General features: G+C 70.5%; 17 protein-coding genes. 8 read left to right on the forward strand and 9 right to left on the reverse strand.

What is annotated here, in order from left to right; translation table 11 throughout:
• Positions 1-51: 51 nt before the first annotated feature.
• Positions 52-924 carry a helix-turn-helix transcriptional regulator gene (locus AC07SQ_RS25090; RefSeq protein ID WP_495271687.1) on the reverse strand — a complete coding sequence of 291 codons (873 nt, stop codon included), beginning with the start codon at positions 922-924 and terminating at the stop codon, positions 52-54.
• A gap of 92 nt (positions 925-1,016) precedes the next feature.
• Between AC07SQ_RS25090 and AC07SQ_RS25095 the strand changes: the two genes are divergently transcribed.
• Positions 1,017-1,676 (forward strand): glutathione S-transferase, encoded by a 660-nt coding sequence (locus AC07SQ_RS25095; protein WP_495271688.1) that lies wholly within the window; start codon positions 1,017-1,019, stop codon positions 1,674-1,676.
• 4 nt (positions 1,677-1,680) lie between these two features.
• Here AC07SQ_RS25095 and AC07SQ_RS25100 read toward each other — a convergent pair whose 3' ends face one another.
• Together AC07SQ_RS25100 and AC07SQ_RS25105 are read right to left on the reverse strand one after the other, a co-directional pair.
• Positions 1,681-4,077 (reverse strand): PepSY domain-containing protein, encoded by a 2,397-nt coding sequence (locus tag AC07SQ_RS25100; RefSeq protein ID WP_495271689.1) that lies wholly within the window; start codon positions 4,075-4,077, stop codon positions 1,681-1,683.
• 54 nt (positions 4,078-4,131) lie between these two features.
• Complete coding sequence (locus AC07SQ_RS25105; RefSeq protein WP_495271690.1) at positions 4,132-6,252, reverse strand: TonB-dependent siderophore receptor; 2,121 nt, start codon at positions 6,250-6,252, stop codon at positions 4,132-4,134.
• Between the two features lie 222 nt (positions 6,253-6,474).
• Between AC07SQ_RS25105 and AC07SQ_RS25110 the strand changes: the two genes are divergently transcribed.
• Positions 6,475-6,792, forward strand: coding sequence for a hypothetical protein (locus AC07SQ_RS25110; protein WP_495271691.1), 318 nt, complete (start codon positions 6,475-6,477; stop codon positions 6,790-6,792).
• Between the two features lie 19 nt (positions 6,793-6,811).
• On the opposite strand, the gene AC07SQ_RS25115 is transcribed toward AC07SQ_RS25110, so the two are convergent.
• Positions 6,812-7,711: a LysR substrate-binding domain-containing protein gene (locus tag AC07SQ_RS25115; protein ID WP_495271692.1), complete on the reverse strand. Its 900-nt coding sequence runs from the start codon at positions 7,709-7,711 to the stop codon at positions 6,812-6,814.
• A 128-nt stretch (positions 7,712-7,839) separates the two neighbouring features.
• Between AC07SQ_RS25115 and AC07SQ_RS25120 the strand changes: the two genes are divergently transcribed.
• Together AC07SQ_RS25120 and AC07SQ_RS25125 are read left to right on the forward strand one after the other, a co-directional pair.
• Positions 7,840-9,171 carry an MFS transporter gene (locus AC07SQ_RS25120; RefSeq protein WP_495271693.1) on the forward strand — a complete coding sequence of 444 codons (1,332 nt, stop codon included), beginning with the start codon at positions 7,840-7,842 and terminating at the stop codon, positions 9,169-9,171.
• Positions 9,172-9,217: 46 nt separating this feature from the next.
• Entirely contained in the window at positions 9,218-10,321 is a 1,104-nt protein-coding gene (locus tag AC07SQ_RS25125) for a M14 family metallopeptidase (protein WP_495271694.1), read from the forward strand.
• A 16-nt stretch (positions 10,322-10,337) separates the two neighbouring features.
• Here the strand turns inward: AC07SQ_RS25125 and AC07SQ_RS25130 are convergent, their stop codons facing one another.
• Complete coding sequence (locus AC07SQ_RS25130; protein ID WP_492736556.1) at positions 10,338-11,135, reverse strand: enoyl-CoA hydratase/isomerase family protein; 798 nt, start codon at positions 11,133-11,135, stop codon at positions 10,338-10,340.
• Between the two features lie 78 nt (positions 11,136-11,213).
• Positions 11,214-11,648: a hypothetical protein gene (locus tag AC07SQ_RS25135; protein ID WP_495271695.1), complete on the reverse strand. Its 435-nt coding sequence runs from the start codon at positions 11,646-11,648 to the stop codon at positions 11,214-11,216.
• Between the two features lie 136 nt (positions 11,649-11,784).
• On the opposite strand from AC07SQ_RS25135, the gene AC07SQ_RS25140 reads away from it, so the two are divergent.
• On the forward strand, positions 11,785-12,000 hold the full coding sequence (locus AC07SQ_RS25140; protein ID WP_070062548.1) for a hypothetical protein: 216 nt from the start codon (positions 11,785-11,787) through the stop codon (positions 11,998-12,000).
• Between the two features lie 26 nt (positions 12,001-12,026).
• Here AC07SQ_RS25140 and AC07SQ_RS25145 read toward each other — a convergent pair whose 3' ends face one another.
• Together AC07SQ_RS25145 and AC07SQ_RS25150 are read right to left on the reverse strand one after the other, a co-directional pair.
• The gene (locus tag AC07SQ_RS25145; protein ID WP_495271696.1) at positions 12,027-12,944 is read right to left on the reverse strand and encodes a DUF808 domain-containing protein; all 918 of its coding nucleotides are present in this window, start codon (positions 12,942-12,944) and stop codon (positions 12,027-12,029) included.
• 90 nt (positions 12,945-13,034) lie between these two features.
• Positions 13,035-13,553, reverse strand: a complete 519-nt coding sequence (locus AC07SQ_RS25150; protein ID WP_062477596.1) for a GNAT family N-acetyltransferase — start codon at positions 13,551-13,553, stop codon at positions 13,035-13,037.
• An 86-nt stretch (positions 13,554-13,639) separates the two neighbouring features.
• Between AC07SQ_RS25150 and AC07SQ_RS25155 the strand changes: the two genes are divergently transcribed.
• The 3 genes from AC07SQ_RS25155 to AC07SQ_RS25165 are packed head-to-tail and all read left to right on the forward strand — an operon-like array spanning position 13,640 to position 14,359.
• Positions 13,640-13,786 carry a hypothetical protein gene (locus AC07SQ_RS25155; RefSeq protein ID WP_167395057.1) on the forward strand — a complete coding sequence of 49 codons (147 nt, stop codon included), beginning with the start codon at positions 13,640-13,642 and terminating at the stop codon, positions 13,784-13,786.
• Between the two features lie 4 nt (positions 13,787-13,790).
• Complete coding sequence (locus AC07SQ_RS25160; protein ID WP_070062546.1) at positions 13,791-14,078, forward strand: VF530 family protein; 288 nt, start codon at positions 13,791-13,793, stop codon at positions 14,076-14,078.
• Entirely contained in the window at positions 14,075-14,359 is a 285-nt protein-coding gene (locus AC07SQ_RS25165) for a 2Fe-2S iron-sulfur cluster-binding protein (protein WP_354343678.1), read from the forward strand. Before AC07SQ_RS25160 ends, AC07SQ_RS25165 begins: the two co-directional genes overlap by 4 nt.
• Before the next feature lie 3 nt (positions 14,360-14,362).
• On the opposite strand, the gene AC07SQ_RS25170 is transcribed toward AC07SQ_RS25165, so the two are convergent.
• The gene (locus AC07SQ_RS25170; protein ID WP_447748798.1) at positions 14,363-15,565 is read right to left on the reverse strand and encodes an MFS transporter; all 1,203 of its coding nucleotides are present in this window, start codon (positions 15,563-15,565) and stop codon (positions 14,363-14,365) included.
• Between the last annotated feature and the right edge of the window lie 63 nt (positions 15,566-15,628).

Raw genomic sequence — 15,628 nt, forward strand, 5'->3', positions numbered from 1 at the left:
GGTGAGGGTCCTCCTTCCAGAGCGAGGACAAGCCGCCACGATAGGCCGGCCTCAGCGCGCCGTCTTGGAAGAAACCGAAACCCGGCACCCGAGGAACTCGGTGGGTGTCACGCCGCACAGGGCGCGGAACTCGTTGACGAGGTGCGACTGGTCGTAGAACCCGTGGTCCAGCGCCATGTCGGCCCAGGCCGGCGCGCTGTGCAGGCGCAATGCGCGCAGGCAGGCATGCAGCCGCGCGAGCCGGCCCCAGGCGCGCGGCGACAGCCCGACGTGCGCATGAAAGAGCTGCTGCAGCCGGCGCTCGCCCACGCCGACCGCCTGCGCCACCTCGCGCAATGCCTGGCGACCGTCGGCGGCGGCGATGAGCCGTGCAGCGTGCATCGCGGCGGCCGGCGGCGTGCCGTCGCCGGCTTTCTGCAGGCGCTTCATCAGGGCCTGCTGCAACAGATCGGCGCGTGCAACATCGCCGTGCGCTTCGGCCATGCGCGCGAGCAGCGTCGTGCCCTCGCCGCCCCAGAGTTCGTCCAGGTGCACCGCACGGCCCGCGATCTCACCGGCCGGCACGCCCAGCAGCGCGGCCGCCGCGCCGGGGCGCAGCGCCACCGACAGGCCTTCCACCGTGTCGCGCATCCGCACCACGGCGGGCGCGGCGAAGGCGCCGATGGCTTCGATCGCCTGCCCGGGCGCGTCGTCGGCCGAGGGCGCGTCGCCGAAATTGAAGACCAGCCGGATCGCGCCATCGGGCAGCACGCGCTCGCGCACCTCGTGGCCGGGCGCGAAGGTCTCGCGGTACATCAGCAGGTGCGAGACATGCGACCGCAGGGCCGGCGCGATCGGCAGCACCTGCAGCGTGCCGTCGGGCACGCCCGACTCCGGCCCGTGCAGTGGGTCGTCGTGGAGCCGGAGGAAAAGGCGTTCGCCCATGGCGGTCGATTGTGAGTAAAAACCCGCCGCCGCGCGACCCGGCAGGCACGGGCCGACAATCGGCCGGCTCCCTCTGCTCCCCTGTCGTTCGCATGCCCGATTCCGCCCTCCCCGTGCTCTATTCGTTCCGCCGTTGCCCCTATGCGATGCGGGCCCGGCTCGCGCTGGTTGCGAGCGGACAGCGCTGCGAACTGCGCGAGGTCGAGCTCAAGCGCAAGCCCGCCGAGATGCTCGCGGCCTCGCCCAAGGGCACGGTGCCCGTGCTGGTGCTTGACGGCGGCGCGGCGGTGCTGGAGCAGAGCCTTGACGTGATGCTGTGGGCGCTGCGTCGCCACGATCCGCTGCGCTGGCTGGCTCCGGAGCGCGGCACGCTCGATGAGCTGCTCGCGCTGATCGCCGCCTGCGATAACGATTTCAAGCCGCTGCTCGACCGCTACAAGTACCCGGCGCGTTATCCCGCGTCGGAAGGCTCAGCGCGCGACGAGGGTGCGCGCTTCCTGCAAGGGCTCGAAGACCGGCTCGCAATGTCGGCGCAGCTGGCCGGCGCGCACGCCACGCTGGCCGATGCGGCGCTGATGCCTTTCGTTCGCCAGTTCGCGATGGTCGATGCGGCCTGGTTCGACGCTCAGCCGTGGGCGCGCCTGCAGGCCTGGCTCGCGGGCTGGACCGCGTCGGACATGTTCGCGCGCATCATGGCCAAGTACGCGCCGTGGCAGACGGGCGACCCGGGCGTGGACTTCCCGCCCGCGTAGCCGGTCAGTACACGTCGCGGCGGTAGCGGCCTTCGGCGATGAGCGCGTCCATGCCGCTCTCGCCCAGGACCTCGGTGAGCGCCGCATCCACGCCCGGCGCCATGCCTTCGAGGCTGCCGCAGACGAAGACGATCGCGCCCTCTTCGTCCACCCACTGCGTCAGCACCTCGCCAGCCTCGCGCAGGCGGTCCTGCACGTACACGCGCTGCGCCTGGTCGCGCGAGTAGACGAAATCGGCGCGCGCCACGAGGCCGCCGGCCTGCCATGCCGCGACCTCGTCCGCGCCGAAGCCGTCGTGCGCCGCCTGCCGTTCGCCGAACACCAGCCAGTTGCGGCCGTGCCCTCGGCGCGCACGCTCGCGCAGCAGCGCGCGCAGGCCCGCAAAGCCCGAGCCGTTGCCGATGAAGATGCAGGGCCGCGCATCGTCGGGCAGCGCGAAGCCCGGGTTGGCGACGAGGCGCAGCGCGAGTTCCGTGCCCATCGGCGCGCCGACCGTGAGCCAGCCCGAGGCCACGCCCAGGCCGTTGTCGTGCCGCGCCTGCCGCACCAGCAGTTGGACGGCGCCGTCGGACGGAATCGACGCGACCGAATAGCTGCGCGGCGCGGGCGCCGGGGCGCCGTCGTCGTGCATCTGGCGCGGCACGATCTCGACCAGTGCGCCGGGCGTCCAGTTCACCGCATCGCTGCCGCTGACGCGCCGCAGCTCGATCTCGAACAGCGGATCGCCCTGGCTGCCCGCATTGAGCAGGCGCCGACCGTCGAGCCGCCAGGCCTCGAAAGCCGGCGCGGTCGACACGGGCCACGTTGCATCGCGTACCCCGAAGGTCTCGCGCAGCGCGTCGTGCCAACGTGCAAGCGCCAGCGGGTCTTCGCCGTCCACCTCGATCATGGGGAACAGCGGCTGCGCCCCCTGGTTGTGCAGGTCGTGGTCGAGCTTGCGGCCGAAGCCGCAGAAGGTCGCGTAGTGGCGGTCGCCGAGCGCGAGCAGGCCATAGCGCAGGTGGCGCAAGCCCGGGCCGCTCTGCCGCGCGAACGCACGGGCGAAGGCACGCGCGCTGTCGGGCGGCTCGCCCTCGCCGAAGCTGCTCGCCACCCACAGCACCTGACGGAAATGCAGCAGCGCGTCGGCACTCAACGCGGACACGGGCCGCACCACCGCCGCGACACCGGCCGCCTGCAACGCGCCGGCCGTCTGCAGCGCGAGGCGCTCGGCATGGCCGGTCTGGCTCGCGAAGGCGACCAGCACCTGCCCCGCGTCGCCCGCCGGGGCGGGCACGGCGACCGCATCGAGCCGCGCACGCTCGGCGCGCACGGCCTTCGCGGTGCGGCGGCGGCCGAGGTACATCATCCAGCCGCTGATCGCGAACAGCGCGAGCCCCAGGCTCGTGAGCATCATCACGATGCGCCCCGGCAGGCCCCAGTAGGTGCCCATGTGCAGCGGGTAGATGCTGTTCACGAAGCGGCCCAGGGGCGGCTTGTCGGCATAGCGTTCGTGGCGCAGCGTCTCGCCGGTCGCGGCCTGCAGGTACAGGCGGTTGCGCGCGCGCTCATGCTCGGGGTGCGTGCGCAGGTAGACGGCCTCCACCTGCGCCCCGTTGCGCGCCGGCAACCGCAGCGTCACCTGGGTCCAGTCGCCGCCCGTGGTGTCGACGAAGGCCTGCCAGACGCGCGCCAGGTCGAGCGTCACCGGGGCATCGGCCGGCGCGCGTTCGGCGCGCGCCATGCGGCCTTCGCCGACCGCGCCGTCGACCGCCTTGCGCAGCCCGTCGAAGGCCCAGTACATGCCGGTGGTGGTCGACACCACATACGCCAGCAGCGCGACGGTGCCGACCACTGCGTGCAGGTTCCAAAGGAAGGCGCGCCCGCGCAGCGCGAAGTCGATGCGCAGCCACTGGCGCCACGCGAAGGGGCGGCGCGGCCAGCGCAGGTACAGGCCCGACAGCGCGAGCAGCAGCAACAGGCCGGCCAACGAGCCGGTGATGGGCTTGCCGTCGTCGCGCGGCAGCAGCAGCCAGCGGTGCAGCTCCTCGACGAACTCGAAGAAGTGCTCGCCCACCGGATCGGGCAGCAGCGCGCCGGTGGCGGGATCGGCGAAGCGCGTCTCGCCGCGCCGCTCACCGGGCGGAGGCGCGAAGCCGATGCGCGCGGCGCGCCCGGGCTCGGTGGAGACGGCGACAGTGGCGATGCGCCGCCCGGGCATCTCGGCCTGCACGCGCGCAACGAGCGCAGGCGGCGCCAATGCGGGCGCGGCCGAGGCCGCCGGGATCGGGTTCAGCAGGTCGGTGATCTCGGCACGGAACGACAGCGTCGCGCCGCTCAGGCCGATGACGACCAGCACGCTGCCCGCCGTGATGCCGATGAACCAATGGATCTGGAACCAGACGCGTCGCAGCAAAGCCATGAAAAACAGAAGAAAACGAGAAACAGGAAGCCCCGCCAGGCGGGGCGCGCGGGTTCAAAGATCGATCTTGACCAGGGCCTTGATCGTACGCGGCGCGCCCACCGCCAGTCGCGTGCCGGCCGCCGACCAGTAGCGCTTGTCGCCCACGTTGTCGACGTTCAGCTGGAAGGTGGTGCGCCTGCCCATGAGCTGCGCCACGTAGCGCGCGCCCAGGCCGAAGACGGTGGTGCCACCGATGAAGCCCTGGTTCAGGTCGTCGACGGGACGCCGCCCCGTGAAGTACGCACCGCCATTGACCGACAGCCCCGGCACCGCCGCGATGTCGTACGAGAGAAAGGCGCTCGCCGTGGTGCGCGCCGTGTTCTCGGGCCGCTTGCCGTCGTACTGCGCGTTGATGCGGCGGAATTCGGCATCGAGCCACTGGCCCGAGAGCTGCCACGCCAGCGCGGGCGTGAGCCGCCCCTGTGCCGACACCTCAAGGCCGCGATAACGCTGGCGCCCGCTGGCCACGAAGGTGTTGGCGCTGTCGGTGTAGGCGCCGGGCCGTTCGATGTCGAACAGCGCGCCCGACAGCAGCGTGCCGCCGCCGGTCAGCCAGCGCAGGCCGACTTCCTTCTGCCGGCTCACGCCGGGCGGCATGCGCGTGTTCTGGTTGGCGGTGCCGGCGGGCGCCACCTCGCCCTCTTCCACGCCCTGCGAGTACGACACGTAGGCCATGAGCTCGGGCGTGAACTTGTAGCTCAGCGCCGCCAGCGGCGTGGTCTTGCGCACGCTGTAGTCCAAGGCCGGCAGCGTGGCGCTCGCGCCCTGCCAGCTCTGGTAGCGCGTGTGGCGCAGGCCGGCCACCAGCTGCCACTGCGGCGAGAACGTGATGCGGTCGAGCGCGTACAGGCCGAGCTCCTCGCTGTCCTGCGCGCCCGAGGTGGGGCGCGACGGCAGCGCGCTCAGCGCCAGCGCGCCGATGGGCACGGGGCTGCACAGGTTCTGCAGCGTGGTCGCGCCGCCGTAGTTGCGCTGGAACACGGGCGCCTGCGTCTTGTCGCTGCGCGCCGCGCCGAGCGTCAGCTCATGCTGCAGCGCGCCGGTGGCGAAGGTGCCGAACAGCTCGGCGCGCAGCAGGTCGGAGCGCTGCTCGAGATGCTGCACATTGCCCGTGAGGCGGCCCAGGCCGGTGCGCACGTTGTAGGTGCCGAACTGCGCCAGGCGCCGGTCGCGCTCGGCCTCGGAATGGCCGGCTTCCACGCTGAGCGCCCAGTGGTCGCTCAAGGCGTAGTCGGCACGCAGCTGCGTGTTGGTGACCTCGGCCTCGAACACGGCCCAGGGCGGTGCGATCAGCTTGTGCGGGTCGGGCAGCGCCGGCAGCGCGATGACGCCGTTCACGGCCGCAAGCCGCGCGATGCCGGCCTGCTCGGTGATGCGCTTGCGGTAATGCTCGATGTCGGCCTTGAGCGTGAGTCGCCGGTTCACGCGCCAGTCGAGCGCGGCCGAGACGAAGCTGCGCTTGCCGTCCACGCCGTCGATGGTCGAGCCCAGCTGGCCGCCGGCCGCGTTCAGGCGCAGCCCGAACTGGTCGTTCTCGCCGAACTGGCGGCCGATGTCGACCTGCCCCTGCAGCCCGCCCTGGTTGTCGACGCTCATCCCGAGCGAGGTGACGGGCGTGCGGCCCGCGCGCTTGGTGACGAAGTTGATCACCCCGGCCGGCGTGGTGAAGCCGTAGTACAGCGCCGACGCGCCCTTGAGCACCTCGACGCGCTCCTTGTTCTCCATCGGAATTTCCGACACGTTGGGAATCGCGAGCGCGCCGTTGAGGCGGTAGTTGGTGCGGTTCTCCACGGCGATGCCGCGGATCACAAGCTGGTCGAAGGTGTCGCCGCCGTTCTGCTGGCGCGTCACGCCGGCCGTGTTGCGCAGCACGTCGTACACGCCCGCCGCGCCCTGCAGCTCGATCACCTCGCGCGTCACGGTGTTGACCGTGGCCGGCACGTCCATCACGGACGCGCCCCGGAACGTGCCCGCCTCGACCGTCTCGGCCAGGAAGCCGTTGGCGCGCGAGGCCTCGACGTTGACGGTGCTCAACTCGCTTGCCCGCGATTCGGGGGCAGCGGACGCAGGCACGGATTGCGCCTGCGCTGCCTGCACGGCGGCGAGCGCGAGGCCCACACAAACTCTCTTCATTCAAATCCCTTGGATGTTCTTCTGGCGGCGCGCCTCCCGGCGGCCTGGTGACGCTTCCGGCGTGCGGAAGCGGGAGGGATTATGGATGAGAGGAGTTCTCATTTGACAACAGTTGCCGGACCCTGCCGATAGGATCGAGCGCCAGAGCGTTCCATGTCGAAACGCCATCAAGGAGGAATTCATGACTGCCAGTGAAACATCGACCAGGCGGGAGGCCCTGCGATGAAGACGGCCGGACGCCTGGCGCTCGGCGTGCTCGCCTGGGTCACCGTGGTCCCGCTGCTGGGACTTCTCTGCTTGTGGCTGGGCGCGGTGGTCTTTGACGCCCCCGAAGCCTCGTCCGTCATCCTGTATGTGACCGTGGCATTCAACATCGGCACGGCCGCACTGCTCTACTGGTATGCCGTGCCGAGCGTGCCGCACTGGGGCCGACGCGTGGCCTACTTCGTCGCCTTCGTGGTGCTGCTGGTGGTCGCCAGCGCCGTCGTGACCTTCGGCGTCCAACTGCTCATCGCGATGCTGGTGACGTTCAGGCGCTGAGCAAAGGCCCGGCTGGCCATTACGCCGCCCTCATCGCCGACGCCCGCTGAATGCACTCGATGAAGTGCTGCGCCGCCGGCGTCGACGGCTGCCCGCGCCGGCGCACCACGCACACGTTCAGCACCGGCAGCGTCTCGCGCACGTCGACGCGGCGGATGCCGTGGCGCTTGAAGCTGAGCCCTGCCAGCGGCTCGACGAAGAGGCCGATCAGGTCCATGTGGCCCACCAGCGCGAGCGCCACGGTGACCGAGTGGCCCTGCAGCACGCGCGTGGGCGGCGACAGCCCGAGCGGGGTGAACAGCGGCGCCACGGCGTTGGTTCCGCCGTGGTCGTCGCCCGGCAGGACCCATTCGGCGGCATAAAGGTCGTTCAGCGAGCGCGCATTGCGCAGCGGATGGCGCTCGCGCAGGCCGACCACCAGCTGCACCGGGAACAGCTCCAGCGCCTCGAACTGCGGATCGAGCGTGCCGGGCACGATGTGCGCCACCGCGAAGTCGAGATACCCGTCGCGCAGCCGCGCGAGCATCCACGGCAGCACGGCCTCGCTGAACTGCACGTCGACCGCCGGCAGGCGCGTGTGAAAGTCCTTGAAGGCGGCGGGCAGCACGGTGAGCGCGAACGAGGCGCTCACGGCCAGCGAGACGGAGCCGGTGGCGCCGTCGCGGATCTGCGCAATTTCGTCGCGGGCGCGTTCCATGTCGGCCAGCAGCAGCCGCGCGCGCGGCGCGAAGGCCAAGCCGAACTGCGTGAGCCGCACGCCTTTCACACTGCGCTCCACCAACGGCGCACCGACCTCGCGCTCCAGCTCGCGCACGATCTTGGTCACGGCCGGCTGCGAAATGCCGAGCACGCGCGCGGCGGCGCGGATGCTGAGCTGCTCGACCACGGCCACGAAGGCATGCAACTGATTGGGTTTCATCTTTGGAGTGACAACCAAAAGTTATCGTTGACGCCCAATTATTGTCTTTTCATGACAGCGGTGAGTCTCTAGCATCCGCCGCGGTTCGGGCCCACGCGGCCTGCGCCCCCGATACACACAGGAGACACATGAACACCCCCGCTTCCCAGCCCTCGCCCACATCGCCCTCGTCGCCGGCCCGCCGGCGCCAGACCATCGTGGCCACCACCATCGGCAACGGGCTGGAGTTCTTCGACTTCACCGTCTACGGCTTTCTCGCGCTGGTGATCGGCAAGCTGTTCTTCCCCACCTTCAGTTCCTACGGCCAGTTGCTGCTCACGGTGGCGAGCTTCGGCGTCGGCTTCATCATGCGGCCGCTGGGCGGCATCGTGATCGGCGCGTACGCCGACCGCGCGGGCCGCAAGAAGGCCATGACGCTCACGATCTTTCTGATGGCGCTGGGCTGCGCGCTGATCGCCTTCACGCCGACCTACGCGAGCATCGGCGTCGCGGCGCCGATCGTGATCGTGCTGGCGCGCCTGATCCAGGGCTTCTCGGCCGGCGGCGAGGTGGGCGCATCGACCACGCTGCTGGTGGAGCACGCCACGCCGGCCAACCGCGGCTACATGGCGAGCTGGCAGTTCGCGAGCCAGGGCCTGGGCGTGCTGATGGGTGCCGTGGTGGTCGGCGTGCTGACCGTCTCGCTGTCCGCCGAAGCCATGCAGAGTTGGGGCTGGCGCGTGCCGTTCGTGCTCGGCATGCTGATCGCGCCGGTGGGCATGTACATCCGTCGCCACCTCGAAGAGTCGCTGCACATCACGCCGGAAGACGCCAAGGCACCGCGCGAGAGCAGCCTGAAGATCGTCTGCACGCAGCACGGCAGGACGGTGCTGGCCGCCATCCTCGCGCTGGTGGGCGGCACCACGGCGGCCTACGTGGTCACCTTCTACATGCCGACGTACGCCGTGCGCGAGCTCGGCCTCACGCCGTCGGTGGCGCTGTTCGGCGCAGCGCTCACGGGCCTGCTGTCGTTCGCGCTCGCGCCCTTCGTGGGCAAGTGGTCGGACATCGTGGGCCGCAAGACGCTCATCCTGTGGAGCCGCATCGTGATGGCGATCCTGATCTACCCGGGCTTCCTGTGGCTCAACGCCTCGCCCACGCCCGTGGTGCTGTTCACCGTGCTCGGCGTGCTGAGCATCGGCCTGGTGGTGCAGACGGTGCCGGGCATCACGATGCTGCCGGAGATGTTTCCCAAGCGCGTGCGCGCCAGCGGCATGTCGCTGGTCTACAGCGTCGGCGTGGCGCTCTTCGGCGGCTTCGCGCCCTTCATCAGCACCTGGCTGGTCAACGCCACCGGCAGCAAGCTCGCGCCGGCCTGGTACCTGGTGGGGATGACGCTGGTGTCGCTGCTGGGCCTGCTCTGGCTGCGCGACCACACCGGCCGCGACATCGATGCGGCCCACGCCCACGCGCCGGCCTGATACCGTCTTCCTCCTTCCCGCCCTCATGCACAGGAATCTTCCCGCCATGTCCCAGCCTGCCACCGCCGCCACCCGCCATTTCTCGGGCACGTACGTCGAAGCCCGCGCCAAGTTCCTCGAGGCCGCCGCGGCGCGCGGCGCCACCATCGAGTCGTTCGTGCACCCGACGCACCGCGGGGCGCTCGGCGAAGAACTCGCCACCGACGTCGCGCTGCTCGGCGCGGCTGACGCGAAAAAGGTGCTGCTCGTCACCTCGGGCACGCACGGCCCCGAGGGCTTCTGCGGCTCGGGCGCGCAGGTGGCCACGCTGAACGACGCCGACCTGCTCGCGCGCCTCGAACGCGCGGGCGTCGCGCTGCTGCTGGTGCATGCGGTGAACCCGCACGGCTTCTCGCACCTGCACCGCACCAACGAAGACAACATCGACCTGAACCGCAACCACATCGACTTCAGCGCGCCACTGCCGGTGAACGCCGAGTACGCCGACGTGGAGCCGCTGGTGCTCCCTGCCAGCTGGCCGCCGACGCCGGCCGACGACGCGGCGGTGGCCGCCTACATCGCCACGCACGGCATGACCGCCTTCCGCGCGGCCGTCACGCGCGGGCAGTACACCTCGCCCGACGGCCTCTTCTACGGTGGCACCGCGCCGTCGTGGAGCAACCGCACCATCCGCGCGATCCTGCGCGGCTACGCGGCCTCGGCCACGCACCTGGGCTGGATCGACGTGCACACGGGCCTGGGCCCCTACGGCCACGGCGAAAAGATCTACCCGGGCCGCAACACGCCCGAAGACCTCGCGCTGGCCCACGCCTGGTGGGGCGCCGACGTGTTCGCGCCCTTCGCGGGCGACTCGGCCTCGGCCGACGTGTCGGGCCCGGTGATCTCGACCGCGTACGACGAATGCCCGAACGCGCGCGTCGCGCCCATGGGCCTGGAGTTCGGCACGCTGCCCGACCTGGAAGTGCTCGACCGCCTGCGCGCCGACACCTGGCTGCGCCGCCATCCCGAGGCGCCCGAATCGCAGAAGCGCGAGATCCGTCGCCGCCTGCGCGACGCGTTCTACTGCGACAACGACGAGTGGAAGGGCATGGTGCTGGGGCAGACGCGCGTCGTGCTCCTGCAGACCCTGCAAGGCCTCAAGAACGCCTGACCCGGCGGACTTCGGCTCAGCCGAAGTTCGGCGCGCGCTTCTCGCGCAGCGAGGCCACGCCTTCGCGCACGTCGGCGCCCGCGAAGCCCATGAACTCCAGCGCCAGCGAGGCGTCGAAGGTCGGCCCGGCCTGGCGCAGCCAGTTGTTCAGCGCGTACTTGGTGAAGCGGATCGCGCTCTGGCTGCCGGCCGCCAGGCGGTCGGCGATCTCGTAGGCGCGCGGCAACAGGTCGGCCTCGTCCACCGCCAGCGACACCAGGCCGATGCGCTCGGCCTCCTCGCCGCTCACCGGCTCGCACAGCAGCAGGTGGTACTTGGCCTTGGCCATGCCGCACAAGAGCGGCCACACGATGGCCGCATGGTCGCCCGCCGCCACGCCCAGGCGGGTGTGACCGTCGACGATCTTCGCGTTCTTCGTGGCGATGGAGATGTCGGCCAGCAGCCCCGCCACCAGCCCTGCGCCCACGGCCGGGCCGTGCATGGCGCTGACGATGGGCTTGTCGCAGTTGACGAGGTTGTAGACCAGGTCGCGCGCTTCCTTCCACACGCGCTGGCGCACGGTGTCGTCGGTGGTCATGTCCTGCACCATGCCCAGGTCGCCGCCGCCCGAGAAGCCCATGCCCTCGCCGCGCAGCACGGCGCAGCGCACCGTGTCGTCGGCCGCCACGTCGCGCCAGATCTCGGCCAGCTCGCGATGGCCGTCATGGCCGGCCGTGGGCAGCTTGCCGTTGGCGGCGCGCATCTGGATGTCGAGCACCGCGCCGTTCGCGCCGCGGCGCGTGAGGGCGAGGGTCTGGTAGCGGGTGTAGTCCATGCGTGTGTCTCCGCCCCGCACGCACGGCCATGGCGCGGGGACTTCGTTCGGTGAGAGGAAGGACGAAAGGCCGGAGGCCTATTTTTGCGCGGCCAGCTCGCGGCAGCGCTTCACGTTCGCATCGAAACGCGGCGCCAGGCCCGGCTCGCAGGCGTCGTCGGCGGGGTTCAGCCTGCACATGCCGACCACCGCGTAGTCCATGACGGCCGCCGTGCACATCGGGTAGGCGGCCAGCTCGGGGTTGGCCTTGGCCTTGAAGCCCCAGCGCTCGGAGAACTGCACCATGCGCGTCATCGCGCCGAGGAAGAAGCTGCGGTCCTTCGCGGCAATGGCCGCTTCCATGCGCGGCAGCTCCTCGTTGAGGTAGCCGACCGAGTCCATCGGAAAACCGGCGGGGTCGGGCTGCGGCTGCGCGAAGGCCGTGGCGGCCATCACGGCCAGCGAGGCGCCCACGCAGGCGCGTCGCAACGGAAGGAAGAAGGCGGAACCGATGGGCAGGTGGCGGTATGGCATGGCCTGCGATTCTGCAACGTTTGGAAGCATTTTTGCGCGCCGAGCGATGCGCGCACGCGACGTTTTGCGGTGGCCACCGGCCTCCCCGCGCGGCGCGGGACAATGGCCGCTTCCGTTTTCCCTTGCAAAGACCCCCATGGCCCGACGCCCCCAACGACAGCTGCGCACCATCGAGCGCGGCATCCTCTGCCTCCTGATCGGCGTCGCCGTGCTGCTGGGCCCGCGCTTCCTGCAGGGCACGCGCTGGTTCGAGATGGTGGCCGGCGCGTACCTCGTCGGCTGGTTCGCGCTCGCGCTGGGGGTGGCGCTGGTCGGCGTCGGCCTGTTCCAGCGCGGCAAGCCGGAGCGCTGAGGCCCGGCCGCAAGGTCAGCAGGCGCTCAGTGCGCCGCCGCCTTCTTGCCGCGCAGCTTGCCGACGAGTTCCACCACGGCCAGCACGACGGCGCCGGCCACGATGCCGACGACGGCATTGACGCCCATCGAGCCCAGCGAGCCGAACACGCCACCCGTGGCCTTGGCCCAGTCTTCGACCGCATGGCCGAACGCCGGCACGCCGTGCACCAGGATGCCGCCGCCCACGAGGAACATGGCGGCCGTGCCGGCCACCGACAGGCCCTTCATGAGCCACGGCGCCGCCGCCAGGATGCCGCGGCCCAGGGCGCGCGCCGCCGCGCTGCTGCGCTGGCTCAGGTACAGGCCCGCGTCGTCCAGCTTCACGATGCCGGCCACGAGGCCGTAGACGCCCACCGTCATGATCAGCGCGATGCCGACCAGCACGCTGAGCTGCGTCGTGAACGGCTGGCCCTGCACGGTGCCCAGCGTGATGGCGATGATTTCGGCGGAGAGGATGAAGTCGGTGCGCACCGCGCCCTTGATCTTGTCCTTCTCGACCGCGACCACGTCGACCGTGGTGTCGGCCACGGCCTTCTGGTGGCGCGCGGTGTCGGCCTCGTGCTCCTTTTTGTGCAGGAACTTGTGGACCAGCTTCTCGGCGCCCTCGAAGCACAGGAACGCGCCGCCCACCATGAGCAGCGGCGTCACCAGCCAGGGCAGCCAGGTGCCGATGGCCAGTGCGGCCGGCACCAGGATCGCCTTGTTGACGAGGGAGCCCTTGCACACGGCCCACACCACTGGCAGCTCGCGCTCGGTGCGCACGCCGGTGACCTGCTGCGCATTCAGCGCGAGGTCGTCGCCGAGCACCCCGGCGGTCTTCTTGGCAGCAACTTTGGTGAGGACGGAGACGTCATCGAGCACGGTGGCGATGTCGTCGAGCAGCAGGAGCAGGCTGGTGGCCATGGGCGAAAGTCAGGCTGTGGAAGAAGCGGCGAGCTTATCCGCAGCCGATGGCCGCGCCGGTGAAGACCGTACGCGGCATCCGGGGGTGGATCAGTCCACCGCCCGCTTCAGGCGGATTTCCTCGACGCGGACCGTGCCCAGTGCGGTGGTCTTGGCAGTCTTCATCTCGCGCTTGAAGCCTGCGAGTTCGTGGAAGCGCATGGCGCGGTCGTTGCGCAGCGGCACCCAGATGGTGACCGTGGTGCAGCCTTCTTCGGCCAGGCCTTCGCGGGCGGCGTCCCACAGGGCCACGCCGGCGCCCTTGCCCCAGTGCTCGGGCTTGACGTAGATGGCCCAGATCTCGCCCGTGGTGGGCGGCGTCTTGGGGTCGCGCGAGCGGTCGAAGCCCACGAAACCGACGATCTCGCTGCCGTGCGTCACCACATGGACCTGGGGTTCGCTGAATTCGATGGCCTCGCGCCACTTGGCCTCGCGCGAGGCGGGGGCCAGCACGCGCAGGTCGTCTTCGGACAGGATGCCTTCGTAGGCGGCCTTGGCAGAGAGGGCATGGACTTCGGCGACGGCCTTGGCGTCGCGCATCGTGGCGGGGCGAACTTCGTAATCGGACATGAAAGCGGAAAAACGTGTGGAACCGGCTATTGTCGCCGCACCGCTAAACTCCTCCGGCATCCGCACGTATCAACTGGAGAAAGCACATGGCCAAGGGTCAGCAACGCACCAACAAGGAAGCGAAGAAACCGAAGAAGGACACCTCGCCGCCGAAGGCCCCCACCGGCGGCATCGAGCCCGTGCGCACCGTCACCACGGCGGTGATTCCGCGCGGCAAGCTCAAGAACAAGTGACCGAGTGACCGACGTCCCCGCGCCCGCCCCCAAGCCGGCGCAGCCGCGCAACCCGTTGCATGGCCTCACGCTGGAGGCCATCGTGACTGCGCTGGCCGATTACTACGGCTGGGAGCAGCTCGGGCACCTGGTGCCGATCCGCTGCTTCATCAGCGAGCCCAGCGTGGGTTCCAGCCTCAAGTTCCTGCGCAAGACGCCCTGGGCACGCGACAAGGTCGAGAGCCTGTACCTCTTCATGCTGCGCGAGCAACGCCGCGAACAGCAACAGCAGCAAGAACCTCCCGCGCGATGAAGGTCCGTCTCGAACCGTCGGGCCTCGAATTCGAGGCCGAGGCGGGCGTCACGCTGCTGCATGCGGCGGAGGCGGCCGGCATCGAGCTGCCCAGTTCGTGCCGCAACGGCACCTGCCGCACCTGCATCTGCCAGCGCCTGTCGGGAGAGAGCCGCCACCTCATCGAATGGCCAGGCCTGAGCTTCGACGAAAAGATCGACGGCTGGATTCTTCCCTGCGTGGCCGTGGCGCAGAGCGACCTCACGCTCGACGCGCCGCAGGCCCGCGCCCTCTTCGACTGACGATCAGGACCGCGCCGAAGCCGAAGCCGGTGCAGCCACCACCAGCCGGTCGCGCTGCGCCAGCGACGGGAACAGGCGGAACCACGTCAGCGCCACCAGCATCGTCCCCACGCCGCCGAGCACCACCGAGCCGACCGGCCCCAGCAGCGCCGCCGTGGCGCCCGACTCGAACTCGCCGAGCTGGTTGCTCGCGCCGATGAAGATCGAGTTGACAGCGCTCACCCGCCCGCGCATGGCGTCGGGAGTTTCCAGCTGCACCAGCGTCTGGCGGATCACGACGTTGACCATGTCGGCCCCGCCCGACACCGCCAGGGCGACGAGCGAGACGAGAAAGCTCTTCGACAAGCCGAACACCACCATGCACAGCCCGAACGCCCCCACCGCCAGCAGCAGCGTGCGCCCCACGTTGCGCTCGACCGGCCGGCGCGTGAGCGCGATCGACATCACCAGCGCGCCCACCGCCGGTGCGCTGCGCAGCAGGCCCAGGCCCCAGGGGCCGGTGTGCAGGATGTCCTTGGCATAGATCGGCAGCAGCGCCACCGCGCCGCCCAGCAGCACCGCGAACAGGTCGAGCGACACGGCGCCCAGCACCGGCTTGCGCTTCCAGATGAAATTGACGCCCGCGAACACCGTGGCCAGCGTGACCGGCTCGCGCGCGGCCGGGGCGTGGTCGTAGCGCAGCCGCAGCACCAGCACGCAGGCCACCGCGAAGCACAGCACGCTCGCGCCGTACACCACCGCCATGCCCGCCACGAACAGCAGCCCGCCGAGCGCCGGCCCGCCGATGATCGCGCCCTGCATGCCGGCCGAGCTGAACGCCATCGCGCGCGACAGCAGCAGCGGCGGCACCAGCAGCGGCGTGAGCGCCTGCTGCGCCGGCATCTGGAAGGCGCGCACCGCGCCCAGCACCAGCGACAGCCCGAGCAGCAGCCCGCGCGTGTCGTTCTTGTGCAGCACCGCGAAGAGCAGCGCCAAGGCCACCGTGCCCTGCACCGCGAAGCACACCGCCACGATGCGGGCGCGGTGGTGCCGGTCCACCACGTGGCCGGCCAGCAATGCCAGCAGCAGCGCGGGCACGAACTGGTACAGCCCGACCAGGCCCAGGTCCCACGCACTGCCCGTCAGCTCGTACATGTGCCAGCCGATGGCCACGAGCATCATCTGCGAGGCGGCGGTGCCGAACAGGCGCGCCACCCACAGCTGCATGAAGGGGCGCTCGCGCCTCAGGTCGGTGAACGTGGGAGACAAGGGAGGAGAAGCGGCGCCGGG

It is taken from the genome of Variovorax sp. GW821-FHT06D12 (genome assembly GCF_059419205.1).